The sequence below is a fragment of the Paraburkholderia strydomiana genome, from assembly GCF_031456815.1.
Taxonomy (GTDB): domain Bacteria; phylum Pseudomonadota; class Gammaproteobacteria; order Burkholderiales; family Burkholderiaceae; genus Paraburkholderia; species Paraburkholderia caledonica.
Genome location: NZ_JAVDVL010000001.1, coordinates 606431 through 631575 on the forward strand (window position 1 = coordinate 606431; position 25145 = coordinate 631575).

General features: G+C 64.5%; 23 protein-coding genes. 12 read left to right on the forward strand and 11 right to left on the reverse strand.

Annotated elements, in window-relative coordinates:
• Positions 1 to 3: 3 nt before the first annotated feature.
• From J2W46_RS02765 to J2W46_RS02790, 6 genes are all read right to left on the reverse strand, one after another.
• Positions 4 to 1023, reverse strand: a complete 1020-nt coding sequence (locus J2W46_RS02765) for an AAA family ATPase (RefSeq protein WP_131318817.1) — start codon at positions 1021 to 1023, stop codon at positions 4 to 6.
• A 52-nt stretch (positions 1024 to 1075) separates the two neighbouring features.
• Positions 1076 to 2062, reverse strand: coding sequence for a LysR family transcriptional regulator (locus tag J2W46_RS02770; protein ID WP_310351100.1), 987 nt, complete (start codon positions 2060 to 2062; stop codon positions 1076 to 1078).
• Between the two features lie 13 nt (positions 2063 to 2075).
• Positions 2076 to 2885: a hypothetical protein gene (locus J2W46_RS02775; RefSeq protein WP_310351102.1), complete on the reverse strand. Its 810-nt coding sequence runs from the start codon at positions 2883 to 2885 to the stop codon at positions 2076 to 2078.
• A complete protein-coding gene (locus tag J2W46_RS02780) occupies positions 2882 to 3796 on the reverse strand; it encodes a substrate-binding domain-containing protein (protein WP_310351105.1) in 915 nt (304 codons plus the stop codon). The genes J2W46_RS02775 and J2W46_RS02780 overlap by 4 nt, the downstream gene beginning before the upstream one ends.
• Before the next feature lie 30 nt (positions 3797 to 3826).
• Positions 3827 to 4246: a c-type cytochrome gene (locus tag J2W46_RS02785; protein WP_020066320.1), complete on the reverse strand. Its 420-nt coding sequence runs from the start codon at positions 4244 to 4246 to the stop codon at positions 3827 to 3829.
• Between the two features lie 227 nt (positions 4247 to 4473).
• Complete coding sequence (locus tag J2W46_RS02790) at positions 4474 to 6240, reverse strand: methanol/ethanol family PQQ-dependent dehydrogenase (RefSeq protein WP_370687530.1); 1767 nt, start codon at positions 6238 to 6240, stop codon at positions 4474 to 4476.
• A gap of 575 nt (positions 6241 to 6815) precedes the next feature.
• Here J2W46_RS02790 and J2W46_RS02795 point away from each other — a divergent pair.
• The 9 genes from J2W46_RS02795 to J2W46_RS02835 all read left to right on the forward strand — a co-directional run bounded on the left by J2W46_RS02795 (position 6816) and on the right by J2W46_RS02835 (position 15127).
• Entirely contained in the window at positions 6816 to 7223 is a 408-nt protein-coding gene (locus tag J2W46_RS02795; protein WP_204521704.1) for a 4a-hydroxytetrahydrobiopterin dehydratase, read from the forward strand.
• A 201-nt stretch (positions 7224 to 7424) separates the two neighbouring features.
• Positions 7425 to 8453, forward strand: coding sequence for a beta-ribofuranosylaminobenzene 5'-phosphate synthase family protein (locus J2W46_RS02800; RefSeq protein ID WP_204521705.1), 1029 nt, complete (start codon positions 7425 to 7427; stop codon positions 8451 to 8453).
• A 270-nt stretch (positions 8454 to 8723) separates the two neighbouring features.
• The gene (locus tag J2W46_RS02805; protein ID WP_027804353.1) at positions 8724 to 9689 is read left to right on the forward strand and encodes an NAD(P)-dependent methylenetetrahydromethanopterin dehydrogenase; all 966 of its coding nucleotides are present in this window, start codon (positions 8724 to 8726) and stop codon (positions 9687 to 9689) included.
• Between the two features lie 27 nt (positions 9690 to 9716).
• Positions 9717 to 10931: an ATP-grasp domain-containing protein gene (locus J2W46_RS02810; RefSeq protein WP_204521706.1), complete on the forward strand. Its 1215-nt coding sequence runs from the start codon at positions 9717 to 9719 to the stop codon at positions 10929 to 10931.
• Positions 10894 to 11937, forward strand: coding sequence for a methenyltetrahydromethanopterin cyclohydrolase (gene mch, locus J2W46_RS02815; protein WP_310351115.1), 1044 nt, complete (start codon positions 10894 to 10896; stop codon positions 11935 to 11937). The genes J2W46_RS02810 and mch overlap by 38 nt, the downstream gene beginning before the upstream one ends.
• Positions 11934 to 12968, forward strand: coding sequence for an ATP-grasp domain-containing protein (locus J2W46_RS02820; protein ID WP_374726799.1), 1035 nt, complete (start codon positions 11934 to 11936; stop codon positions 12966 to 12968). The genes mch and J2W46_RS02820 overlap by 4 nt, the downstream gene beginning before the upstream one ends.
• A 108-nt stretch (positions 12969 to 13076) precedes the next feature.
• Entirely contained in the window at positions 13077 to 14015 is a 939-nt protein-coding gene (locus J2W46_RS02825; protein WP_310351118.1) for a triphosphoribosyl-dephospho-CoA synthase, read from the forward strand.
• A gap of 103 nt (positions 14016 to 14118) precedes the next feature.
• On the forward strand, positions 14119 to 14628 hold the full coding sequence (gene fae, locus J2W46_RS02830) for a formaldehyde-activating enzyme (RefSeq protein ID WP_020066330.1): 510 nt from the start codon (positions 14119 to 14121) through the stop codon (positions 14626 to 14628).
• Between the two features lie 91 nt (positions 14629 to 14719).
• Entirely contained in the window at positions 14720 to 15127 is a 408-nt protein-coding gene (locus tag J2W46_RS02835; RefSeq protein ID WP_020066331.1) for a hypothetical protein, read from the forward strand.
• Between the two features lie 70 nt (positions 15128 to 15197).
• Here the strand turns inward: J2W46_RS02835 and J2W46_RS02840 are convergent, their stop codons facing one another.
• Positions 15198 to 15734 carry a dihydroneopterin aldolase gene (locus tag J2W46_RS02840; protein ID WP_310351123.1) on the reverse strand — a complete coding sequence of 179 codons (537 nt, stop codon included), beginning with the start codon at positions 15732 to 15734 and terminating at the stop codon, positions 15198 to 15200.
• Between the two features lie 421 nt (positions 15735 to 16155).
• On the opposite strand from J2W46_RS02840, the gene J2W46_RS02845 reads away from it, so the two are divergent.
• From J2W46_RS02845 to J2W46_RS02855, 3 genes are read left to right on the forward strand one after another with little or no spacing between them, the layout of a single operon-like run.
• Complete coding sequence (locus J2W46_RS02845; RefSeq protein ID WP_310351124.1) at positions 16156 to 18273, forward strand: sigma-54-dependent Fis family transcriptional regulator; 2118 nt, start codon at positions 16156 to 16158, stop codon at positions 18271 to 18273.
• Positions 18270 to 18848, forward strand: coding sequence for a flavoprotein (locus tag J2W46_RS02850; RefSeq protein WP_020066334.1), 579 nt, complete (start codon positions 18270 to 18272; stop codon positions 18846 to 18848). The genes J2W46_RS02845 and J2W46_RS02850 overlap by 4 nt, the downstream gene beginning before the upstream one ends.
• Before the next feature lie 24 nt (positions 18849 to 18872).
• Positions 18873 to 20255 (forward strand): DUF6513 domain-containing protein, encoded by a 1383-nt coding sequence (locus J2W46_RS02855; RefSeq protein ID WP_204521709.1) that lies wholly within the window; start codon positions 18873 to 18875, stop codon positions 20253 to 20255.
• 19 nt (positions 20256 to 20274) lie between these two features.
• Here the strand turns inward: J2W46_RS02855 and rpe are convergent, their stop codons facing one another.
• From rpe to J2W46_RS02875, 4 genes are all read right to left on the reverse strand, one after another.
• Positions 20275 to 20985, reverse strand: a complete 711-nt coding sequence (gene rpe / locus J2W46_RS02860; RefSeq protein WP_204521710.1) for a ribulose-phosphate 3-epimerase — start codon at positions 20983 to 20985, stop codon at positions 20275 to 20277.
• Positions 20986 to 20999: 14 nt separating this feature from the next.
• The gene (gene fba / locus J2W46_RS02865; protein ID WP_087753392.1) at positions 21000 to 22037 is read right to left on the reverse strand and encodes a class II fructose-bisphosphate aldolase; all 1038 of its coding nucleotides are present in this window, start codon (positions 22035 to 22037) and stop codon (positions 21000 to 21002) included.
• Between the two features lie 32 nt (positions 22038 to 22069).
• Positions 22070 to 24130: a transketolase gene (gene tkt, locus J2W46_RS02870; RefSeq protein ID WP_310351133.1), complete on the reverse strand. Its 2061-nt coding sequence runs from the start codon at positions 24128 to 24130 to the stop codon at positions 22070 to 22072.
• Between the two features lie 90 nt (positions 24131 to 24220).
• Entirely contained in the window at positions 24221 to 25093 is an 873-nt protein-coding gene (locus tag J2W46_RS02875; protein ID WP_204521713.1) for a phosphoribulokinase, read from the reverse strand.
• Between the last annotated feature and the right edge of the window lie 52 nt (positions 25094 to 25145).

Genomic DNA, 25145 nt, shown 5'->3' on the forward strand with positions numbered 1-25145 from the left:
GGATCAGGGCACTGCAAGCCGGCCGACAATCTGCGCGGTCAGCGCCTCCGCGAGTTCCTGACGACGCAACTCGTAGATCGGCGTGAAGAACACGCGGTGGCCGAGCGCCGGCAGCAACACCGCATGAATGTCCTCGGGAATCAGATGCGTGCGTCCCGCGAGCCACGCAACCACGCGTGCCGCGCGCAACAGCGCGCTCATGCCGCGCGGGCTCGCGCCCGCCAGAATGAGCCGATCCATGTCCACGCCGTCGAGTGCGATACCGAAACGCTGCGGCGTTTCGGTTGCCTGCCAGATGTCCAGCACATAACGTTCGATCGTTTCGCTCGACTGCACGCTGTGCTGAATGGCCGCGCCAGCCTGGTTCAGCTGCTCCCACGGCACGATAGCCGCAGAAAGCCGTGCCAGCAGCCGGTCGACGTCGTGATAATCCGCATCGAACACCAACGCGCGCCGCACGTCGGTGTCGTCCGGTGTCGGCATGCTCAGTTCGAACAGAAAACGATCGCGCGCCGCCGAGGCCAGCTCGAAGGTTTCCTCTTTCTCAACCTTGTTGCGATCGGCGAACACCGTCATGTGCGGGAAGCGGTATTCGCGGTCGAACGCCCAGACGGAGCGCTCGGCCATCGCGCGCAACAAGAGCGACTGAACCTGCGGACGCGCCCGATTGATTTCGTTGAAGAAGAATGTCGTGAGACCCTCGCCGTGTCGCAGAAGCGGGCCCGGATCGATACGCGGCCTGCCCTCGGCATCGACATACGTGTGATACACGAGATCTCCCGGCATCAGGTCGATCGTGCCTTCCACGCGCTCGAAATCGCCGCCTACGACACGCGCAAACGCGCGCAGCACCGTCGTCTTGCCGACGCCCACGCCGCCTTCGAGCAGCACATGCCCGCGCGCGAACAACGCAACGGTGATGAGCCGGATCACCTCCGCCTGGCCGATCACGGCGCTCGCGACTTCCTCCTCGATCTGCAGCGCATGCAGACGCCAGTCCTGAAGCTGTTCGCTGGATCCCATCGGTGCAATCTCCTATGGCCGGCACACCCTGCGCCGCCGGCAAAATTGCGAGTCACGCGGACGCATCGTCGACTGCGGGTATGAGGACCTTCGGCTTGCTGGGCGGCCGTACGAATACCGCATACTCGCGCTCCAGATAGGCCGCGGCCTGTTCCAGCAGAAACTGCCGGAACATCATGCAGGTCGGCGAAAGCTGCTTGGCGCGCAAATGCACGATCTGCCATGTGCGCTCGATCGGCGTGCCGTTCACATCGAGCAATGCGAGTTCTTTCGTCCGCAATTCCAGCAGCAGCGTATGCAGCGAAATGAGGCTCACGCCCATTCCGGCGATCACTGCCTGCTTGATCGTTTCGTTGCTGCCGAGCGTGACGACTTTCGCGGGCGTGAAAAGATGCTGCCGGAACATTTCCTCCGCGGCCATGCGGGTGCCCGAGCCGGGTTCTCGCAGCAGAAACGTGTCGCCGCGCAACTCCTGCAAGTCAAAGCGCTGCGCGCCCGCGAGCGGATGGTCAACCGGCGCGATGAGCACTTGCGGATGCCACGCGAGCGGCTCCGTTGTCGTATCCAGTTCAGGCGGCGGACGTCCCATGATCGCGAGATCGATCGCGTTGTCCTGAAGCAGGCGCAACAGCGCATCGCGGTTGCCGACCGAGAAGTGCACGTCGACTTTCGGATAGAGATGCGAATACATCGCGAGCAACTTGGGCGCGAAATACGTTGCGGAACTGACGATACCCACTGCAATAGAGCCGCTATCGGCCTGCTTGAGCGAACTCATCGCGTCCTCCGCGTCCTTGATCTCACCGAGAATCCGGCTCGCGTGATGGCTGAACATCTCGCCGGCCTCGGTCAGCGCGAGCTTACGCGCGATCCGCTCGAAGAGACGCAGGCCGACCGCCTCCTCCAGTTGATGAATCTGCATCGACACCGCGGGCTGCGTCAGATGCAATTCTTCGGCGGCTCGCGCAAAACTCGTATAGCGGCTCGCCACGACGAAGATCTGCAATTGACGCAGCGTGAGCGAGCGGATGAAGTTCACGGCCGCGCGTCCGCTACCGGCTCGCGCGCGGCGCGTTCGACGACTTGACGGGCGCGTTCGGTGTGTTCGGTACGTTCGGCGCATTCCCCGGCGGCGGCAGCTTGCGCAACGCAGCCTGGAAACTGAGGGTGCGGCTATGCAGCGGATGCGCGAAGTCGTTGTTCGCGCCGGGCACCTCCGTGCGAATCAACGCGACCTCACCGGGTACTGTACTGGCGATCAGGAACGTGTAGCGCTTCGCGGTGTACTGAGCGAAACGTTCGGCATTGGGATCGTCGAGATAGGGCTGTACGACGATCTGCTGAGCCTTCACCGGCTTGCCGTCTATCTGGCTCGTCACCGTTTCGATCTTCGGCCCGGCGGCCAGCGCGAGCCGCAAGCGCTGCTGGAAATAGCGCCGTTGTCCGCCCGTCAACTGCTCCATTTCGGCGATGTCGCGCTCGAGGAAATAGATGATCACCGGGTTGCACTGCAAGCCGCCGTTCGGCAACGATACGGCTCCGCTGTGATCCGACACCTGGGCGTCGCCCTTCGCGTTGTCCGGGCTCGTCACGAGCACCTTGACGATGTCGGTGCCGCGCGCGGGCGGGTCGGAACTGAGCAGCGCGTAGTCGAGTTCGGTTTGCTGCGCGACGCCGTGCAGATGATCGGTCGTGAAGATCAGCCGCTCGGCCGGCGATATCTCGCTGCTGCCCGCGGCAGGCGCGGCCGCGTGCGCGTCGCCGATCAGGCACGCAAAACCCGTAACGCACGCGATGCTCGCGGCGCCTGCCGCGAGCATGCGCCGCCATTCACGTCGCACACCGGCTTGCGCCGCCGTCATGGCGATGCGTCCGCGGGCTTGCCGGACGGCGCATCGACGGGCTTCAGAAGCGGTACTTCATAACTGGTCAGGATGCTGTCGATCTTGTCGTGGTTCGCGCCGATCCATTGATCGACCTTGTCTTTCCACGCCTTCTCGCCGTAGCGCACGCCCATCGAGATCGTATAGTCGAAACGGATGCCCGGCGTGGCCGGAAAAGGCACGAGCTTCACCGAATCGCCGGAACGTTTCGCAAAGTACCCGGCAATCGGCCCCCACAGGAACACGACGTCCACGTTGCCAGCCTGCAGATCCTTTTCGATCATCTGGCCGGGATATTCCTGCGGATCGCCGCTTTGCACCTGATACGACACAGCCTGATCGATCAGGTTATGACCGAGCAGCCAGTCGACCGCGGGCGTCTGCGAGAAGATGCCGAAGCGCAGCTTGTGCAATTGATCCGGCGGCAGCTTGAGCAGATCGTCCGGCGTATTGATGCCGGCCAGCTCGGGCCGCTTCTTGAACACCATTGCATAGGTGGAGCGCAGATACGGCTGCGTCGTCGAAGTCATGTCGTAGCCTTTCGGCACGCCGATGATCAGATCGCATTTGTAGCGCTCGCTGTCGGCCACCTTCTCGCGCAGCGTGTTACGCACGAAGCCCATGCGCTGCGGAAAATACGTGTATTCGAGCTTGTAGCCGAAGTCGCTCGCCATCTGGCTCGCAATGCGGTTCTCGTAACCCTCGCCCTTGTTGTTCGACAGGGGCATGTTGTTTGGGTCCGCGCACACTCGCAGAACGCCGTCGGCGCCGTCGTTGTTCGGCAGCGCCGCCTCGCCCTGGGCGCGTACCGCGCCGCTTGCGAGCGCCGCATAGCACAGCGCGCCTGCCACGAGCGCGGCGTGCGCGTGCATGAGTTTGCGATGACGCATCGATCACCTCCTGAAGTTGTGGCGCCGGCGTTATTTCGCGTCGATGGCCTGCAGATCGCCGGGCTTGATCTGCCCGTCGGAGCGCCCTTTCAGATAGGCGTAAAGGTTCTCCCAGTTCTTTTGCATCATCTGGCTGGAACTGAAGTCAGGCATGCCCTTGTCGACCCGCCCACCGAACACCGTGCGGTGAAACTCGTTCTTGTCGAGCGTCTTGAAGGCGTCGACAAGCGAGGGTCCCACCATGCCCTGCTGCTGCGCGCCGTGGCAGCGTTCGCATGCAAGCGCGCGCCAGGTCTTCCATCCTTGCAACGTATTGGCGTCCACCTTGCTGCCGTCGACCACCTTGTACGCCACCTGGGCCATCGCGGGATTGGTCTGGGCGTACGTGACAGGCAGCATGACGAAAACGACGGGCAGTGCCGCCCGCAACAAGATTGCTCGGCGTTTCATAGACAGATGTCTCCTGATGTTAGAGCCGCGCGCCGATGCGTTTCATCGACGCATTGCTGCATCTCTGCAAGCGCGCGGACCTGGTAACTCGTATGTGACTCGTATGCGATTCTTATGCAACTCGTGGTTCGAACCCGCATTGAACCGTTCTGACCGAACCGGCGCCGCCGGCTGCCCCCAGTGCTTCACCAGGAGCGAACCGGCCGCGCGATTCGAACGACCTGCGCTCAGCTGTTGCCGCCAGGAATGGCGAACACGAAGAGCGTACCGCCGAGCGCCGTATACTTCGCGAGCTCGCGATAACCGCCCACCGCGCCGAGGCCTTCCGTCGATTTCTCGAGTCCTGCCGCCATGCCGATGCCGGCCCAGCCGCCAATGCCCGAGTAGACGCCGACGTACTGCTTGCCCTGATACTGGTACGTGAACACGTTGCCGATAATCCCCGACGGGGTCTTGAAGCGCCACAACTCCTTGCCGTCCTTGATGCGAACCGCCTTGAGGTAGCCTTCCAGCGTGCCGTAGAACGCAATGCCGCCAGCGGTCGCGAGCGCGCCCGACCACACCGAGAACTTCTCCGGCTTGGACCAGACGATCTTGCCCTTCGCCGCATCCCACGCGATGAAATTGCCCATCGCATTGTTCTCGTTCGGACCCGGATACATCGACAGCGTCGCGCCCACATACGGCTGACCGGACACGTAGTCGACATCGAACGGTTCGTAGTCCATGCAAACGTGATTCGTCGGCACGAGGAAGAGGCTCGAGTTCGGGTCGTACGCTGCGGGCTGCTGATCCTTCGAGCCGAGCGCCGCCGGACAGATGCCCTTCACGTTGTGATCCGAACCTGCTGCCTGCGTCGAATACGCCGCGTTACGAATCGGCTTGCCGCTCTTCAGGTCGACGCTGTCGGCCCAGTTCACGGCGGGGTCGAACTTCTGAGCAACGAGCAGTTGGCCGCTCTCGCGGTTCAACGTGTAGCCGAAGCCATTGCGGTCGAAGTGAACGATAGCGGGTACCTTTTTGCCGTCGATCGTCAGATCCGACAGGATCATTTCATTGACGCCGTCGTAGTCCCACTCGTCGTGAGGCGTCATCTGATAGACCCACTTCGCCATGCCGGTATTCAGATCGCGGGCCATGATCGACATCGACCACTTGTTGTCGCCCGGACGTTGCGTCGGGTTCCATGTGCCGGGATTGCCGGTGCCGTAGTAGACAAGGTTGAGCTTCGGATCCCACGCATACCAGCCCCACGTGGTGCCGCCGCCCAGCTTCCACTGATCGCCCTTCCAGGACTTCAGCGACGAGTCCGCGCCCACCGGCACCATCTTGCCGTCGGCGTAGGTCATCGTTTTGTCGGGGTCCATCAGCATGTCTTTATCCGGACCCGTGCTGTACGCGGTCCAGGCCGGTTTGCCGGTTTTGATGTCATACGCGATCAGACGTCCACGCACGCCGAACTCGCCGCCCGAGATGCCCGTCAACACCTTGTCGCCGAAAACGTGCGGCGCGTTGGTGTTCGTTTCGCCGGCTTTGGAGTTGCCGTTCTGCGCGGTCCAGACCACGTCGCCCGTTTTGGCGTTCAACGCGACGAGCTTGGTATCGGCTTGCTGCAGGAAGATCTTGCCGTCGCCATAGGCGAGCCCGCGATTGACTGTGTCGCAGCACATCACGGAGACAACCGAATCGTCCTGCTTCGGCTGGTACTGCCAGAGGAATGTTTGATCCTTCAGGTTGATCGCAATCACCTTGTTAGGGAACGGCGAGTGGATATACATGGTGTCGCCGATCACGAGCGGCGCGCCTTCATGGCCGCGCAGCACGCCGGTCGACATGGTCCACGCGACCTGTAGTTTGCCGACGTTGTTCTCGTTGATCTGCTTGAGAGGGCTGTAGCGGTGATTCGCATAATCGCCTGCCTGCGCCGCCCAGTTCGACGGACTTTTCATGAGCCCATCGAGCTGCGAATCGGCCTGTGCAACGATAGAGCTCATGGCTGCCGACGCGAGGATCGCGAGCCCAAGAACCGTGGTGCGTAAGTTCATGTCTCCTCCAGAATGGTCTTGCTGTTCAACTCACGAATGACCCACGCTACCTCGTCGCACCGGGCGCGCCCTCCACGGATGCAGGGTAACGATCAGCGCCATTCCCAATCGTTGTCGGGTTTGCGGCGCATGACGGCCAACGCATATTCCATGCCGGTCGCGCAGCGGCACGCGCCGCCTTCGCCGCCACAAGCCGGTCTGAAAACGCCGCACAGGCACACCGCATCAGGCTACGCGCCGTGCGTCGGGTACCGTTCTAGTCGCCGCGTGCAGGCTGTATCAAACGGCGATGACGCGAGACGCCGTTCAGCGGTGTCACGCCGTCACACCACTTAATCCGGGCATGTGGAACATACTGTGTCATTGCCCGATACGAAGCGTGTCCGTCGCGTCGCAGGCAGTGGGAGAACCGCTTCGCAAAAGCGCTGTATCGGGTTCGCGCGAGTACGGCGCATCCAGTGGCGGGTCATTTGCAGCGCAACATGAGTGTTATCGATCGAACCAACATTCGCGGAGAAGCGATCATGGCAAAAACCGAAAAGACCTATATCGACGAGGAGATCCAGCAACGTCTCGTCGGACCGCTCCAGCACTGGTACGTGGAAGACGGCTGGCTGCGGCGCAAATACCGCACCGAGGGCTGGAAGGGAACGTTGATGGTGGTGAACGCAGTGGGCCATCTCGCGGAAGCCGCATGGCATCACCCTGATCTGACGGTCTCCTATGCATTCGTGATCGTGAAGCTGAAGACGCACTCCGCAAAAGGCATCACCGACAAGGACTTCGCCCTCGCGAACAAGATCGAATCGTTCATCCAGTGGCAGCCGGCCACCGAAGGCGGCCCGCTGGAAGGCACGCCGAGCGACGACCAGCGCTTTCGCTACATCAAGTACGACGCGCCCAAAGCGGAGGGAACGGCCGAGGGCGGCTGAAGCGCGAGCGGCGACAGCGGGAGCGGCCGGCACGTCATCTGGTACGTCCGAAACCGGACGTCCCCGCACGTGCCTGGTACGGCTTTCGCTTAACGTCCAGCGCCGGCCGCCCGCGCGACGGCACACGCCGTCGCCATGGCGGCGTGTGCGGCTCGCCGTGCGCGGCCTACACGGGATCACGCCCGAACAAGGACACTTGCGATGCAGCTTCACGTTCGCCGCCTTCCGCCTGACGCCACCGTGACGGTCGACGCCCCCGCGCGGTTGCATCTGGGCTTTCTCGACCCGAATGCGTCGCTCGGACGCGCGTTCGGCAGCGTCGGACTCGTGATCGACGGCGGCGGCACTCGCGTCGAAGCGCGGCTCGCTGAACGCGACCGCATCGACGGTGCGGTGTCCGATGCGGAACGCGAGCGCATCGCGGTATGTCTCGAACGGCTGCACGCCGCCTATGACCCCACGCCCGTCGCGATCGACGTCACCCAGACACCGCGCGCCCACACCGGCCTCGGATCGGGGACGCAACTCGCGCTCGCAGTCGGCGTGGCGTTCGTCCGGCTGCTCGGCCATGTCGCGGCAAGCGCCGAACTGGCGGCCCTGCTCGGACGCGGCGCGCGCTCGGGCATCGGCGTGCTCGGTTTCGATTCGGGCGGCCTGCTGGTGGACGGCGGCCCGTCGGGCGATCTGCATCCGGGCGTGCCGCCGCTGCTCGCACGCCAGCCGTTTCCCGACGACTGGCGCGTGCTGCTCGTCAGCGACAATTCACGGGAAGGTCTGCACGGCGCTGACGAACGGCGCGGCCTCGCCGCGCTCGCTCCGTTTCCGCAGAAACTTGCCGCGCATCTGTGCCACCTCGTGCTGATGAAGATCCTGCCTGGCGCCGCCGAGCGGAACATCGTGCCGTTCGCACATGGGTTGACCGAGATGCAGCAGACCATCGGCGAATACTTCGCGCCCGTGCAAGGCGGCGTGTTCGCGAGCCCCGGCGTCGAGCGTGCGCTGCGCGCCGTGGCCGCGCAGCGCACCGCCGGAATTGGCCAGACTTCGTGGGGGCCGACGGGCTTTGCGATCGTCGGGAGCGCCCGCGACGCCGAAGGCGCGCTCGCTACAGCGCGAGAAGCCACGCGCGGCATGCCGCACATCGAATGCACGATCGTGACGGGGCGCAATCGCGGCGCGACGGTGCGCTCCGCCGAAGCGCGGCAGCATCGGCGCATCGACGCCGCATGATGTGCCTTTATTCCGCGCCGCGAGTTACGGACCGGGCAGCCGGTGAACGGGCGCGTCGAAATGGAGCGCGCTCGAACGCGCGATCTATAAACGGCCGGCTCGCGAAAGCATCGCGCATGCACATATGGCGCCGGCGGCCCATGCAACAGGCGCGGCACACGCGCCATCGATCCGACACATACCCGCCAAGCCCATGCGCCCACGCGCGGCAACGCCCTAGTCCTCGCGTTGCGCAGTTCATGACATCGTCACTGAAACGAGCCCCCTGCCATGTCCGACACTACTGAAAGACCCGCTGAAAGACCCGCTGAAAAACCCGCCGAAAGGCCCTACATCCTGCACATGTTCACGGCCACGCCGCAAATGAGTCCGTTCGACGTCAATATGGCCGCCGACGCCGGCTACCAGATCATCGTGCCGTATTGCAATGTCGACGCCGGAATGGTCGCCAACCTCACTCAGGACGCGATCTTTTCGCGCGGCCCGAAAGGCGTGGCGCGCACGGGCATCTTCATCGGCGGACGCGATGTGATGCTCGCCGCCGACATGCTCGACACCGCGCGCAAAGCCATGGTCCCGCCGTTCGAGGTGTCCGTGTTCGCCGATCCGAGCGGTGCATATACGACCGCCGCCGCGCTGGTCGCGCTCGCCGAGCGGCATCTGGGCAAGGCCTACGGGATGGAACTGGGCGGCAAACGCGTGCTGATTCTCGGCGGCACCGGCGCCGTCGGACGCGTGGCGGCAGCGATGGCGGCTTCGCTCGGCGCGGACGTGTCGATCGGGAGCCACACCGACCAGGCGCGCGCGGTACGGGTCAGCGACGACCTGAATCAGCGCTTTGGCATCGTGACCAAAGGCGTGGGCACGGCGACGCCCGCCGAACTGCGCGCGGTGCTCGGCGAGGCCGAGATCGTGCTGGCCACGGCGATTGCGGGCGTGCAGGTGGTGACCCGCGAGGACCTCGAACATGCGCGCCGTCTGCTGATCGCCGCCGACGTCAACGCGGTGCCGCCCGAAGGCATTGCCGGCGTCAACGTGATGAACGACGGCAAGCCGATCGAAGGTGTGCCCACCACGGGCGGCGCAATCGGCATCGGCGCACTGGCGATCGGCAATGTCAAATATCAGGTCGAACACCGGCTGTTCACGCGAATGCGCACGGGCGGCAAGCCCGTCTACCTGAGTTTTCCGCAAGCGTTCGACGAGGCGCGCGCCGTCGCGGCCGGTCTTGGCTGAGCGGCAAACTGTGCGGGAGCACCAGCCATGACCATGCGTCCATCTCCAGCGCGTGCGCCGTTCGTCGCGGTGGCGGGCCTGTCCGCGCGGATGCTCGCGCAGTCCGCCGCGCGTGCGGGCTTGCGGGTCGTCGCGCTCGACGTGTTCGGCGACCGCGATACGCGCGAGGCCTCCGAACTGTGGTTCGACATCGGCGGCGGCCCGTTGTCGATCGACGCCGCGCGGCTCACCGACGCGCTGGAACGCAGCGCGCGCCTGCCGGGCATGATCGGCTGGATCGACGGCAGCGGGCTCGAACCGTTCGTGGCGCAGTTGCGCAGCGCGCCGGGCCTGCCGCGCTTCATCGGCAATTCCGTCGACGCCACCGCTGCCGTGCGTGATCCGCGGCGCTTCTTCGCGCTGCTCGACGAACTCGGCATTCCGCATCCGCCGGTCGCCTTCACGCGCCCCGCCGCGTCGCAGGGCTGGCTCGCGAAACGCGCGGACGGCTGCGGCGGAACGCACGTCGAGCCGCTCCCCGCGGTCACCGACGCACGCGTTCCCGCGCAAGTCTATTTCCAGCGCCACAGCCGAGGCGTCGCGATGTCGGCGCTCTTTATCGCGGCGCGCGGCAGCGCGCGCGTGATCGGCTTCGCGCACCAGCTCACGTGCGCGATGGGCAACCTGCCGTTCGTGCATGCGGGCTCCATCGGCCCAATCGATCTGCCGCCCGCTGTCGAGGTGCGCGTTCGAGCGGCAATCGCCGCGTTGTGCGCGCGCGTCGGGCTTAGCGGCATCAATAGCTGCGACTTTCTGCTCGACGGCGATTCGTTCGAACTGCTCGAAATCAACACACGCCCTTCGTCGACGATGACGCTTTACGAAACCGCCTCACCCGATGCATGGGCACGCGGGCTCGTCGCCAGTCATATCGACGCCTGCCGTCACGGCCGTCTGCCCGCCGAACCCCCGCGTGCGACGTGGCGCGCCGGTCAGCAGGTGCTGTTCGCGCCGCGTCCGTTCGCTGTCTCGCAAGCGTTCAGCGATGCCTGCATGCGCGATCCGCGTTGCCGCGACGTGCCGATGCCCGGCACATGGGTCGAAGCCGGCCAGCCCGTCTGTACGCTCATCGTGCGCGCCGCTTCGGTGGACGCGGTACGGCATGCGCTCGACGCCCAGCACACGCTGGTGCTGCAACGAATCGAAACCTGCCATGAGCCCTGCTATGAACCCGACTGTGCCTTCATCCACTGCCACTCCTGACGAACCCAGGCCGCCGCTCGCGGATGCCGCCGCACTGAGCGTCAACGCGCTCAGCGAACGTCTGGTCGCCCGTCTCGTCGACGACGCCCCGCGTTTCGGCGCCGTGGTTAGCCGCACGGCGAACGGCACGGTGCTCGTCGACGCGGGTGTGGCTGCGCCCGGCAGCGTCGCGGCGGGCGTGCTGATCGCTCGCATCTGCATGGGCGGCCTCGGCCACGTGACCGTGCGCGAGAGCCTGGATGCGAGACCGCTGTGGCCGAGCACGATTGAAGTGCGCACGTCGTGGCCGGTGCTGGCCTGCCTCGCCAGTCAATACGCGGGATGGAGCCTCGCGGCAACGAAGGAGCAGACCGGCGGCAAGAAGTTTTTCTCTCTCGGATCAGGCCCGGCGCGCGCGCTTGCTGTGAAGGAGCCGCTCTTCGCCGAACTCGGTTATCGCGATCGTCACGAGCGCGGCGTGCTCGTGCTCGAAGTGGACCGTCTGCCGCCGCAGTTCATCATCGACAAGGTAGTGCACGACTGCGGTCTCGCGCCCGAGCGGTTGACACTCGTCACCACGCCGACACAGTCTGTCGCGGGAACGGTGCAGGTAGTGGCGCGGGTCGTCGAGGTTGCGTTGCACAAAACGCATGTGCTCGGCGTCGCACTGGACGAGGTGGTGGAAGCCGGCGGCTCCGCGCCGTTGCCGCCGCCGGCGCCGGACGGCGTTCAGGCAATGGGCCGCACCAACGACGCAATCCTGTACGGCGGCCGCGTGCATCTCACGGTGAAGCACGACGCGGTGGCACGGCGGCTCGCCGCGGAACTGCCCGCATCGACTTCGCGCGATCACGGCCGGCCGTTCGCGGATATCTTCACATCGTTCAATTTCGACTTCTACCAGATCGACCCTGCGCTGTTCGCCCCGGCTGAAGTGTGGGTGAGCAGCCTCGAAAGCGGCGCGACCTATCACGGCGGCGCCGTCGACGCGGACCTGCTGCACGGTCAATGGAGCGGCAAGCCATGAGTCTGCCTTTGCCCAGCGACTCGACGGCCATGGACGCGGGCACCGACACGCCCGGCGCGCAGGCCCCGCTGCGCATCGCGATCATGACCGACGAAACCGGCTGGCACACCGGGCGCCTGAAAAAAGCGTTTCGCGCGCGTGGTGCGGAGGCGCGCTGCATCGACCTCGCCGATTGCCGCATCGACACGACGTGGGAACCGCATGGGCTCGTGCTGCCGGGCTTCGGCCATGGGCTGCCCGACGCCGTTTTTGTGCGTGGCATCGCAGGCGGCACGTTCGAGCAGGTGACGTTGCGGCTCGGCATCCTGCATGCGCTGCGCGAATCGGGCGTGCCGGTCTACAACGACGCACGCGCGATCGAACGCAGCGTCGACAAATCGATGACGAGTTTTTTGCTGCATCGCCACGGCGTGCCTACGCCCGCCACGTGGGCCGGCGAATCGGCAGCATTCGCGCAGCGCGTGCTGATGCGCGAGGCTGCGGCCGGACGCCAGGTCGTGCTCAAACCGCTGTTCGGCTCGCAAGGCCATGGGCTGAAACGGCTCGGCTTGCGCAGCACGCCGCCGCGCGCGCTGGCACCGCTGCCTTCGTTGAAGCCGTACAGCCAGGTGGCGTATCTGCAGCGTTTTATCGACGGCGGCAGGCCAGGCTTCGACTGGCGCGTGCTCGTGATCGGCGGACGCGCGGTGGCGGCGATGCGGCGCATCGGCGGCAAAGGCTGGATTCATAACTTCGCGCAGGGCGCCACGTGCGAGGCGGCCGAGCTGGACGCCGCGCTCGCGCAAACGGCCGTGCGCGCCACCGAGGCGCTCGCGCTCGACTACGCGGGCGTCGACCTGATTCCCGACCCTCACGACGCCGCCCGGCCGCTCGTGCTGGAGGTCAACGGCGTGGCGGCGTGGCGCGGCCTGCAATCGGTCACGTCGATCGACATTGCAGCAGCGCTCGCCGACGATCTGCTGTTCCGCAAGCTTCCCGCGCAGCGCGGCGAGGCGGCAGCGGTGGTGGCGCTGCACGGACGCCATGGCTGAGCGGCTGCGGGGTTTTCTGCGCGCGATGGGCTTGAGCGGCTGCTTGAGCGGCTACAAGAGCCGCTACAGTGCGCGGCGAGTTCGAGCGGTTTCGGGGCTCCCGCCGATATGAACACGCCCCGATCCGTCACCGACTCAAAGCACGCTCGCGCTGCCTTCCTGACGGCCTGCCGGCTGGACGTCGAAACGCCGAAGCCAGGCAATGTCAGCGTGGACAGCGAAGGCCACGGCATGAGCGCGGCGCAGTTCATCGCCAGCGCCGACGCGGCCGCCGACGCGCTGTTCGCGCGTGGCATGCCCGTCGGCCAGCGCCTGCTCGATGCTGTCACGCGCACGCGCGCCACGGTCGGCTGCAATACGAACCTGGGCATCCTGCTGCTGGTCGCGCCTCTCGCCGCAGCGCTCGAAGAAACCGCGCACCCGCTGTCGGCCCACGCGTGGCACGCGGCAACCGGGCGCGTGCTCGCGCGCCTCGATATCGACGACTCCCGCCTCGCATACCGCGCGATCGCGCTCGCCAATCCGGGCGGTCTCGGCGAGGCTCCCGAGCAATCGGTGCACGACGCGCCGACAGTCGCGTTGCGCGCTGCAATGGCACTCGCCGCCGCGCGCGACAGCATCGCGCGCCAGTACGCCGAGGGCTTCCGCGACATTTTCGAAACCGGCCTCGCCGCGTGGCGCGAAGTTCCGGCCGACGATCCGCGCATCGCCACGCTGAACGTGTTCCTCACGTTCCTGAGCACGTGGCCCGACTCGCACATTGTGCGTAAGCACGGACTTGGGGTGGCGCAGAGTGTCACGCGAACGGCACGCGAGCGGCACGCGCAATGGCGCCGCACGCTCACGCAAACGAGCGCCGCCGCGGGCAAGCAGCCCCTCGATACATGGGATGCCGAAATGAAAGCGGCTGCCATCAATCCCGGCACCAGCGCGGACCTGACGGTGGCGACGGTGTTCGTCGCACTTTGCCTAGATGAGCCGGGCACCTCAAACGGCACGCCATACGAGGCTGACGCGCCCCGCACTGGCACGGATTCTGTTAGTTAATGCCACCGTGCATCAACCGCTGCCAGGCGATCGCGGACCAGGACCGCTCAGGCGGCGTGTCAGTCAGTCGGCAAGTCCCCATTCCACTCATCGGAGGAACAGCATGGCCAAGATCAACCGCGTCCTGATAGGCGAGTCGCTCGTCGGCGACGGCAACGAGGTCGCACACATCGACTTGCTGATGGGACCGCGAGGTTCCGCTGCGGAAACCGCATTCTGTCATGCGCTAACCAACAATAAGGATGGCTTCACATCGCTGCTCGCGGTCGTCGCGCCGAACCTGCTCACCAAGCCCAACACGATCCTGTTCAACAAGGTCACGATCAAGGGCGCGAAACAGGCGGTGCAGATGTTCGGGCCGGCGCAGCATGCCGTCGCGCTCGCTGTCGCCGACAGCGTCGAGGACGGCACGATCCCGCAGGACGAGGCGGACGACCTGTTCCTGTGTGTAGGTGTCTTCATTCACTGGCAGGCGGACGACGACAAGAAGATCCAGGAGTACAACTACAAGGCGACGCGCGAGGCGATCCAGCGTGCCGTCAAAGGCGAACCGAGCGCTGCGGAGGTCGTGTCGAAGAAGAGCAGCGTCGCGCATCCGTTCGCTCCGAACTGATGGCTCCCGGCCCGCGCGGACACAGCCGCAAAACGGAGCCGCGCGGGCCTCGCATGATGCCATCGTGCAATTGCTCTCACAGAGGCATGAGATGACCCTACGATGTCGCGCGCTGGCGGCCTTTGCCTGCATTGCGCTTGCCGCGCCGCTCGCCTGGGCGGACGGCGATCCGCAACAAACGCCGGCGCCGTCGTCAGGCTACAACTACCCGACGCAGGGACGCGTCGAATACGTGCTGTCCTGCATGGACGACAACGGGCACGATTTCGCGAACGTCTATAAATGCTCGTGCGTGATCGACAAGATGGCGACCGCGCTCCCGTATGACGAGTTCGTCGATCAATCGACATTCGCCAAGTATGCGACGCTCGGCGGCGAAGGCGGCTCGGAGTTCCGGGTCGACCACGCGAAAGCGCAGACGAAGAAATTCCGCACGCTGCAAGCGGACGCGTACCGCAGTTGCGGACTGGGCAGCGATAAAACCGCGGCGTCGAAATAGCGGACGTGGCAGGTTAACCCGGAGTGGGCGCGGGTGCGCCCGGACGATGCATGGTCCGGGACTCGCGGGTTCAGTCCGGAATCAGCCCCTCGCCAAGCGACGCATAACTCGCGGGTCCACTCGCTTTTGGCATATCGCTGCGCTGCCGCTCGATCTGCACGCCGACGGCGGCTACGTCGTCGAATTTTGCCGGTTTAGCGAGCGACACGCGGACCCAGTGCGCGCCGAAATCGGTGATCAGCAGGCGCGCCACCGCTTCGGCAAGCGCTTCGAGCAGACGCACACCGTGCGACTCCAGCAGCGCATGCAACGCGCTGCGCACCGCAGCATAGTTGATCGTGTCCTCGATGCGATCCGTCGTACAGGCGCGAATCACGGGCACGCCGATCGCGAGGTTCATCCGCACGGACTGCGGCACATGCAACTCGCTGCTGTCGATACCTATAATCGTCTGACCGATAAAGTTCTCGATAAACACGATGTCCATGCGCTTGGGCGTGCCCGAGGTTAGCCCTTCCGAAGGCACACCCCAGGGCATACCCGCGCGAGGCGCCTGCGCATCGGCGGCGCAGAAGCTGGCAAGGCGAACGGTATCGATACGGTCCATGGTGTACTCCGCCGCGCAGCGGCAACAAGTTAAGAGACGCAACCCGGGTAAACGCAAAGCAGCACATAATGACTCGCGCGCGAAGCGCTCTGTCCCGTCAAACGTCAATGCAGGCCCCGGGCAGGGCATGCCGACATTAAAAGCAAAAAGCGGGCACACCTTGTACTATTGATGCGACTTCTTATTGAACGTGAGCGACATCGAGCGTAAAGTTTTAAGCCAACGCCTGACAGTAAACGGAAACAGCGGGCGTATTACTCAGTGCGCATACGGACAGGGCACGACACAGAAGCCGCGGCGCCAGGGGATGACATTATCGATAAAGCGGCACTCGTGACACGCAGGCGAAGCCCATGCGAATGCAACATTTCGCAAGGCAACGTCCGGCGCGCGTGAAGTTGCCGCAACGGAGACGAACCCCATGTCGTTGCTTGCTGACAGCTCCATGCACGTCCGTGAAATTCTCAACGTCGTCAATCATCAACTGGCGACACGTCCGACGAGCGAGCCAGTCGCTCAATCGTGGGCGCGTTGTGTCAACGAGTTCCAGCTCGACCCTTCCCGCTTTGTCACGCCGCCCATCCTGACGGACTACGAACTAAGCTCGCGCCGTGAGGCCATGGGCGATCTGATCGCGTGTTCGAAGCTGGAAATGACTACGCTTTATCAACAGCTGGCCGATCCCGAACTTGCCGTGGTGCTGGTCGACTCGGGCGGCGTGATCGTCCACCAGGTGTCGTCCGTACCGTTCGCGGAAGCGGTCGCCTCCGACGGCTTCCGCGTCGGTGCGCTGTGGAGCGAGCGCGAAGCGGGCACTAACGGAATGGGCACGTGCCTCGCCGAACGCGACTGCATTGCCGTCTGCCAGCACGAGCATTTCTATCCGCGCTACACGTCGCTCACCTGCTCCGCCGCGCCGATCTTCGACGACCGCGGCGAGATTGCCGGTGTACTCGACGTCACGAGCCGCTCGAAACTGCTGCAGCAGCACTCGCTGGTGCTCGTCGGCATGTCGCGCCAGATGATCGAAAACCGCTTGCTCGACGCGCGCTATCGTCATGCGAACATGATTCACTTTCACAGCCGCCCGGAGTTCGTCGGCACACTGCATGGCGGAAAGCTCGCAGTGGCGGACGACAGTACCGTGCTGGCGGCGAACCGCAGCGCCCTCTTCCAGCTCGGCTTCCGCTCGCTTAGCGAACTGCGCGGACGGCGTATCGAGGAGGCGTTCAACGCGTCGCTCGAAGACATGATCGCGCGCAGCATTCGCGGCTCGTTTCATCCGGTCACCGTGTACAGCGCCAACGCGACGAACCGCTTTTTCTTGGTCGCGCAGACCGCGCAAAATGCGGCGGCACGCGGCACGCGCGTCGCCGTGACAGCGCCCGTGGCGCGCACGAGCGCACCCGAAAAGCGCCCACCGCCGGCCCGGCTCGATGAAATCGCGCATCTGGAGTTCGGCGATCCACGCATGGCCTCGCAGATCCAGCTAGGCGTGCGCGTCGTCCAACGCAAGATTCCGATCATCCTCAGAGGGCAAACGGGCACCGGCAAGGAAGTCTTCGCGCAGGCGTTGCATAGCATCAGCCCGCATTCGTCGGGGCCGTTCGTGCCGGTGAATTGCGCGTCGTTGCCGGAGAACCTGATCGAAAGCGAACTGTTCGGCTATCGTGCGGGCGCGTTCACCGGCGCTCAGCGCGAAGGACGCCGTGGCAAGATCGTGCAGGCCAACGGCGGCACGCTGTTTCTGGACGAGATCGGCGACATGCCGCTCGCGTTGCAGGCGCGGCTACTGCGTGTGATCGAAGAGCACGAGGTCACGCCGCTCGGCGCGGAAACCACCGTCAAGGTCAATTTCCAGCTGATCAGCGCAAGCCACCGCAACCTGCTCGAGCTCGTGCACGGCGGGCAGTTCCGCGAGGATCTGTATTACCGGCTCAAGGGCGTCGAACTGAATCTGCCGCCGCTCGCCGAACGCGTCGACAAACTGCCGCTAATTCATCATCTGCTCGAGGCGGAAACCGATAACGATCCGCCGGAGCTAACCAAAGAGGCGGAGCAGGCGTTGCTGAGCTATGCATGGCCTGGCAACATCCGTCAGTTGCGACATGTGTTGCAGATGGCGATTGCGCTATGCGACGGACAACCGATCCGCTGCGAAGATCTGCCCGTGGAAGTCACGCAGCGCGATCCGCTAGTCGCGACGCCCGCCGTGTCTCACCCGGTTGCGCAGCCGGCGCCCCATCCGGACGACGACCCCGATCTTTCCGCGCTGAACGCAATCCAGTTGAACGAACGTGGGACCGTTCTTGCGATGCTCGAAGAAAATCGCTGGAACGTGAGTAACGTGGCGAAGGCGCTGGGCATCAGCCGCAATACGCTGTATCGCAAGATGCGCCGGCTGCAAATCCGTCTGTCACATGACGGCTCGGGGCACGACGGCACCGATCTCGACGACCCAGCCGACGAACAGTCCTTCGACGGCACGCCGCCCGACGGATCGCCGCCCGACGGTTCGCCGCACGCTCATAGCGCATGACCCAGGCGCCCGCTCGCAAGCTCGCCGATTTCAAGCCTGACGCGCGCTTTGCGTGGTGCGTGACGGGTTCGGGCCATCTGCTTGAAGAGTCGATCGAGCTCGCGCTGGCGTTGCCGCGCACGGACCTTTTTCTCTCCGCCGCAGCCGAAGAAGTCCTGCCGCTTTACGGCTGGAAACTGCCCAGACTGCGCGAGCGCTTCAACGTGTTCCGCGACAAGAGCGCGAGCGGCGTGCCGGTCGGCATGCTGTATCACGGCATGTATCACACTGTCATCATCGCGCCGGCCACCAGCAACACGGTGGCCAAATGCGCGTTCGGCATCTCCGACACGCTGCCCACCAACATGTACGCGCAGGCTGGCAAGCAGTGCATTCCGGGCATCGTCTTTGCATGCGACACGGAACCGACGGTCGTCACACAAAGCCCGAACGAATGGGTCGAACTAAGACCGCGAACGATCGAACTCGACAACGTGGAGCGCCTGTCGCGCATCGAATACACGACGGTCGTGCGCTCGCTGGATGAACTGAAGACGGCGCTCGATCAACGCCTCGCGACGCTCGACCTGGTATGACCCTGCCACTCGGCGCTCACTGACATGGACCACATCGTCTTCCTGACCGGCCGGCTCGCCGAGAAGAGCCTGCTCCGCGTGCTCGAAAGCATGGCGCCGGCGCCGTTCAGTTGGGAAATCCGCGAAATCGGTCTGCAAGTCGCCGCACTGATGACGGCCGACATGATCCGGCGCCGCGTGCCAGCGCCGCTCGCGGCACAACGCGTGATCGTGCCAGGTCGATGCCGAGGCGACCTCGCGGCGCTGACCGAACACTATGGCGTGCCGTTCGAACGCGGCCCGGAAGAAGTAAAAGACCTGCCGCAGTTCTTCGGCCGCGAGGCGAAGCCGGTGGACCTCTCGCGCTACGAGACCGAGATTTTCGCGGAGATCGTCGACGCGCCGCGCCTCGACCTGGACGGCATTGCCGCGCGTGCTCGCGACTATGCCGCACAGGGCGCAAATGTGATCGACTTGGGCTGCTTGCCGGAAACACCGTTCCCGCATCTCGAAGACGCGGTACGCCGGCTGAAGGCCGAAGGTTATCGCGTGAGCGTCGATTCAATGCACACCGACGAGTTGCTGCGCGGCGGCCGCGCAGGCGCCGACTATCTGATGAGCCTGAACCTCGACACGCTGTGGATCGCGGACGAAGTGCCGTCCACGCCGATTCTCGTCGCACGCGATTCACGCGATCCCGCTTCGCTCGACGCAGCCATCGAGCGGTTCACCGCGCGCGGCCGCGCTTTTATTGCCGATCCGATTCTCGATCCGATCCCGTTCGGCCTCGCTACGTCGATCGCGCGTTACGTGAGACTGCGCGAACGCTATCCAGACGTTGCGATCATGATGGGCATCGGCAACGTGACCGAGTTGACCGAAGCGGACACCAGCGGCATTAACGCCGTGTTGCTCGGCATGGCGGCGGAGCTTCGTGTGAGTGCGGTGCTTACCACGTCCGTCAGCCTGCATGCGCGGCGGGCCGTGCGCGAAGCCGACATCGCGCGTCGTGTGATGCATGCCGCCCGCGAAGCACAGGTGCTGCCCAAGGGCATCGACGGCGATCTTGCGACAGTGCATGCGAAGCGCCCGTTTCCATACAGTCCCGCCGAGATCGACGAATTTGCCCGGCAGGTGCGCGACCCGAATTTCCGCGTGCAGGTGAGCGCCGAAGCCATTCACGTCTACAACCGCGACGGACATCTTCGTGGCGGCGATCCATTCGAGTTCTATCCGGACCTTCATCTGGAAGCAGACGGCGGCCACGCGTTCTATATGGGCGTGCAGCTTGCACGCGCCGAGATCGCGTGGCGGCTTGGCAAGCGCTTCGATCAGGACCAGCCGCTCGACTGGGGCTGCGCCGTCGATCGGCCCGAGCAGGACCTGTCCGCCTGGTGCGCGCCCGGCGAGACGATGAAAAAACGGTGAGCCCGCACGGTACGACCGTTCAGCGCGCTTCCGCTAACGCTTCGTTCGCTTCGCTCATCTGCGCGAGCGCGGCACGCATCGCACCCATCGCCCGCGCATAGTCGTCGGCGCCGAAGACCGCCGAGCCGGCCACGAACACGTCGGCACCCGCCGCCGCGATCGGTGCGATGTTCGACGCCTTCACACCACCGTCCACTTCGATCAGCAACGCGCGTCCGGTGCGCTGCATGGTTGCGTCGACGCGTTCGCGCAGTACCCGTAGCTTCTCTAGCGTCTCGGGAATAAAGGCCTGGCCGCCGAAGCCGGGATTCACCGACATGACCAGTACCACGTCGAGCCGCTCGATCACATGGTCGAGCACTGCGAGCGGCGTCGCAGGATTGAGCGCGAGCCCGACGCGCGCGCCGTGCGTCTTGATCAGTTCGATGGTCCGATGGACATGCAGCGATGCTTCCGGATGAAAACTGATCGTGTTCGCACCAGCTTCCGCAAAGCTGATGACGAGCGGATCGACCGGCATGGTCATCAGATGCACGTCGATCGGCACGCGCGTATGCGGCTGGATCGCCGCGCAAACCAGCGGCCCGACCGTGAGATTCGGCACGTAATGGTTGTCCATTACGTCGAGATGAATCCAGTCGGCGCCCGCTGCGGTGACGTCGCGAATCTCTTCGGCGAGACGCGCAAAGTCGGCAGACAGCAGCGAAGGAGCAATCAGAAAATCACGCATGCCGGTCTCCTTGCTCAGTGATATCGGCGCGCCATCGCGTCGAGCGGCAACGGCTTGATGCGCGGCGCCTGCCCCGCGCAGCCGAATGCCTCGAAGCGCTCCACGCAAACACCGCGCGCAGCCGCCGTTGCGGCCTTCAACGCGGCGCGCGGATCGAACTCGGCCCGCGCATTCGCCAGAGACTTGCGCATTGCGCCGCTCATTGCGAGCCGGATGTCGGTGTCGATATTCACCTTGCGCACTCCATGCGCAATCCCGCGCTGGATTTCTTCGACCGGTACGCCGTACGTGGTAGGAATCTCGCCGCCGTATTCACGGATTATCGCGAGCCATTCCTGTGGCACCGACGACGAACCGTGCATCACGAGATGCGTGTTCGGAATCCGCTCGTGAATTTCGACGATCCGGCCGATGGCGAGAATATCGCCGGTCGGTTCCCGGCTGAATTTATAGGCGCCGTGCGAGGTGCCGATGGCAATCGCCAATGCGTCGACGCCAGTGGATTCCACGAAAATCTGCGCCTCGCGCGGATCGGTGAGCAGATCGTCGCGCGTGAGCTGCCCTTGCGCACCGACGCCGTCTTCCTCGCCGGCCATGCCGGTTTCCAACGACCCGAGACAACCGAGTTCTCCTTCGACGGAAACACCCACCGCATGCGCTGCGTCCACTACGCGCCGGCTCACGTCGACGTTGTAGTCATAGGTTGCGGGTGTTTTCTGATCGGGCAGCAACGAGCCGTCCATCATCACGGATGTAAAGCCCGAACGGATTGCCTGCTGACACACCGCCGGACTCGCGCCGTGGTCCTGATGCAGCACGAGCGGAATGTCCGGATGCGCTTCGAGAGCGGCCAGCACGAGGTGGCGCAGATAAGGCTCGCCCGCATACTTGCGCGCGCCCGCCGACGCCTGCAATATCACCGGACTCGCGGTTTCTTCCGCAGCCTGCATGATCGCGTGAATCTGCTCCATGTTGTTGACGTTGAACGCGGGCACGCCGTAGCCGTGCTCGGCCGCGTGATCCAATAGTTGACGCAGTGCTATGAAGGCCATTGCAAACTCCTCGAAGACGAATCGGATTCTGTTCACCTAGCGTGCAGCACGACGCGACGGGCTTCGTCCACGACAGCCTGCGCGGTCAACTGGAAATGGTCGAACAGATCGGCGGCCGGGGCGGATTCGCCAAAGGTGTCGATACCTACCACGCCCCCTTCCAGACCCACGTACTGACGCCAGAACGCGCGCACGCCCGCTTCCACTGCGACGCGCGGCACGCCGGGAGGCAACACTGCATCGCGCCATGTATCGGACTGCCGGTCGAACACGCTCGTCGACGGCATCGACACGACGCGCGCAGCGATACCCAAGGCAGCGAGCGGCGCGAGCGCATCGAGCGCGAGCGAAACTTCGGAGCCCGTAGCGATCAGTATCAGCCGCGATTCCATGTGCGGATGCGCGGACTTCGACGCATCGTGCCAGTCCCGCAGCACATAACCGCCCCGCTCGATCGCGTCGATCTGCTCGCTCTCCCGTGCAACAAACGGCAGGTTCTGCCGGCTCAGCAGCAGGCACGACGGTCCCTCGCGCTCTACCGCGCTCGCCCACGCGCGCGCCGTCTCTACCGTGTCGCACGGACGCCAGACGTCGAGTCCGGGAATCAGCCGCAAGCTCGCTGCGTGTTCAACCGACTGATGAGTCGGCCCGTCTTCTCCAAGGCCGATCGAGTCGTGCGTGAACACGAAGATCGAGCGCGTCTTCATCAGCGCGGCCATGCGGAGCGCGTTGCGCGAGTAGTCGGAAAACGTGAGGAAAGTTCCGCCAAATGCTATTTGCCCGCGATGCAACGCGATACCGTTGATCGCCGCGCTCATGCCGAACTCGCGCACCCCGTAGTGCAGATAGTTGCCGCCTTGCAGGCCGGCTTCGTCGGTGTGAATGTCCACGGCGGCAGGCCAGTTGGTGAGATTCGAGCCGCTCAGATCGGCCGAGCCGCCCAGCAATTCCGGCAACGCGCGGGCGAGGACGGCGATGCTCTGCTGCGACGCCTTGCGCGTCGCGATGGATTGAGCCGCACTGTCAGCGTCGCGCAGCATCGCGCGAACCGTATCGCGCCAATGTGCAGGGAGCGCGCCTCGCGTTCTGCGCTCGAATTCGGCAGCTTCGTGCGGATAGTGCTCGCGATAAGCATCGAAGCGGCGCTTCCAGTCGGCCTCCGCGGCCTCGCCGCGCCCGCTCGCATCCCACTGCGCGCGGATCTCTTGCGGTGTCGCAAAGGGCGGATGCGGCCAGCCCAGTGCGCGCCGCGTTTTCTCGGCCTCTTCAGCGCCGAGCGGTGCGCCGTGCACGTCGTGCGTGCCCGCTTTTGACGGAGACCCTTTGCCTATCACCGTCCTACAACAGATCAACGTGGGCTTGCCAGCCGCGCGCGCGTCTTGCAGCGCGAGGTCGACAGCGTCGACGTCATGGCCGTCCACGTCGCGCACCACGTTCCAGCCGTATGCGGCGAAACGCGCGGGCGTGTCGTCGCTGAACCACTGCGCGACATGTCCGTCGATCGAGATGCCGTTGTCGTCGTAAAGCACCGTGAGCTTGCCGAGTTTCAGCGTTCCCGCGAGCGACGCCGCTTCGTGCGAGATACCTTCCATCAGGCAGCCGTCGCCGGCAAACACATACGTGCGATGATCGACGATCGTGTGACCGGGCCGATTGAATTCGCGCGCGAGCAGTGCCTCGGCGAGCGCCATGCCGACCGCGTTTGCGAGGCCCTGTCCGAGCGGGCCGGTCGTCGTCTCGACACCCGGCGTTACGCCAACCTCGGGGTGCCCCGGCGTCCTGCTATGCAATTGACGGAAGCGCTTGAGTTCCTCAATTGCAAGGTCGTAGCCCGTGAGATGCAGCAGCCCGTACAACAGCATCGAGCCATGTCCGTTCGACAGCACGAAGCGGTCGCGATCGGGCCATGCCGGATTGCGCGGATTGTGTTTCAAATGCCGGTCCCATAGCGCGACGGCGATCTCTGCCATGCCAAGCGGCATGCCGGGGTGGCCTGACTTTGCCGCTTCGACGGCGTCGATCGCGAGCATGCGCAGCGCGTTGGCCATCACGCGGGTCTCGGGATATGCAATGGATTGTGCGACGGCACTCATCGAATGTCTCCTTCAAAACCTGCACTGAATGTCTCGCTGCAAAGCCGGAGCGTGGAAGGCTCAGGCCCTTGCGGCTCATGCACCTTCGACTCATGCCCTCGATCGCCGGTCGATCAGCTGCAGAATCATCGGCGTGAAGATGAGTTGCATGGCGAGCCCCATCTTGCCGCCCGGAACGACGATCACGTTGGGGCGCGACATGAAGGAATCGTGCAGCATCGTCAGCAGGTACTGGAAGTCGATACCTTTGGGCCGCGCGAACCGGATCACGACAAAGCTCTCGTCGGGCTGAGGAATTTCGCGCGCGATAAACGGGTTCGACGTATCCACGGTCGGCACACGCTGAAAATTCACGTGCGTGCGCGAGAATTGCGGACATATGTAGTTCACGTAATCAGGCATACGCCGCAGGATCGTATCGACCACCGCCTCGTGCGAATAACCGCGCATGGTCTGATCGCGATGCAGTTTCTGAATCCATTCGAGATTGATGATCGGCACGACGCCGATCAGAAGATCCGCATGCCGCGCGATGTCGATACGATCGGTCACTGCCGCGCCGTGCAAGCCCTCGTAGAACATCAGATTCGTGCCGGGCTGCACGTCTTCCCACGGTGTAAATGTCCCGGCATCCTGCTTGTAGAGCCGCACTTCAGTTTCGTCGTGCACGTAGTGGCGAAACTTGCCGGTGCCGTTCTCGCCATAGCTCGCGAACAGCGCCTCCAGTTCTTCGAGCAAATTCGCTTCTGGTCCGAAATGGCTGAAGTTCGGTACGCCGTCGCGCTCGTGCTGCTTCATCGCTTCGCGCATGCCGTTGCGGTCGTAACGATGAAACGCGTCGCCTTCCACGATCTGCGCGTTGATCTTCTCGCGCCTGAAAATATGGGTGAAGCTCTTCATCACGGTCGTGGTGCCGGCGCCGCTCGAACCGGTCACCGCGATGATCGGGTGTTTGATTGACATGCGTTTGTCTCCGGATAGTAGTGTTCTGTTCGGCCGGTTCTGACTAGCCTGG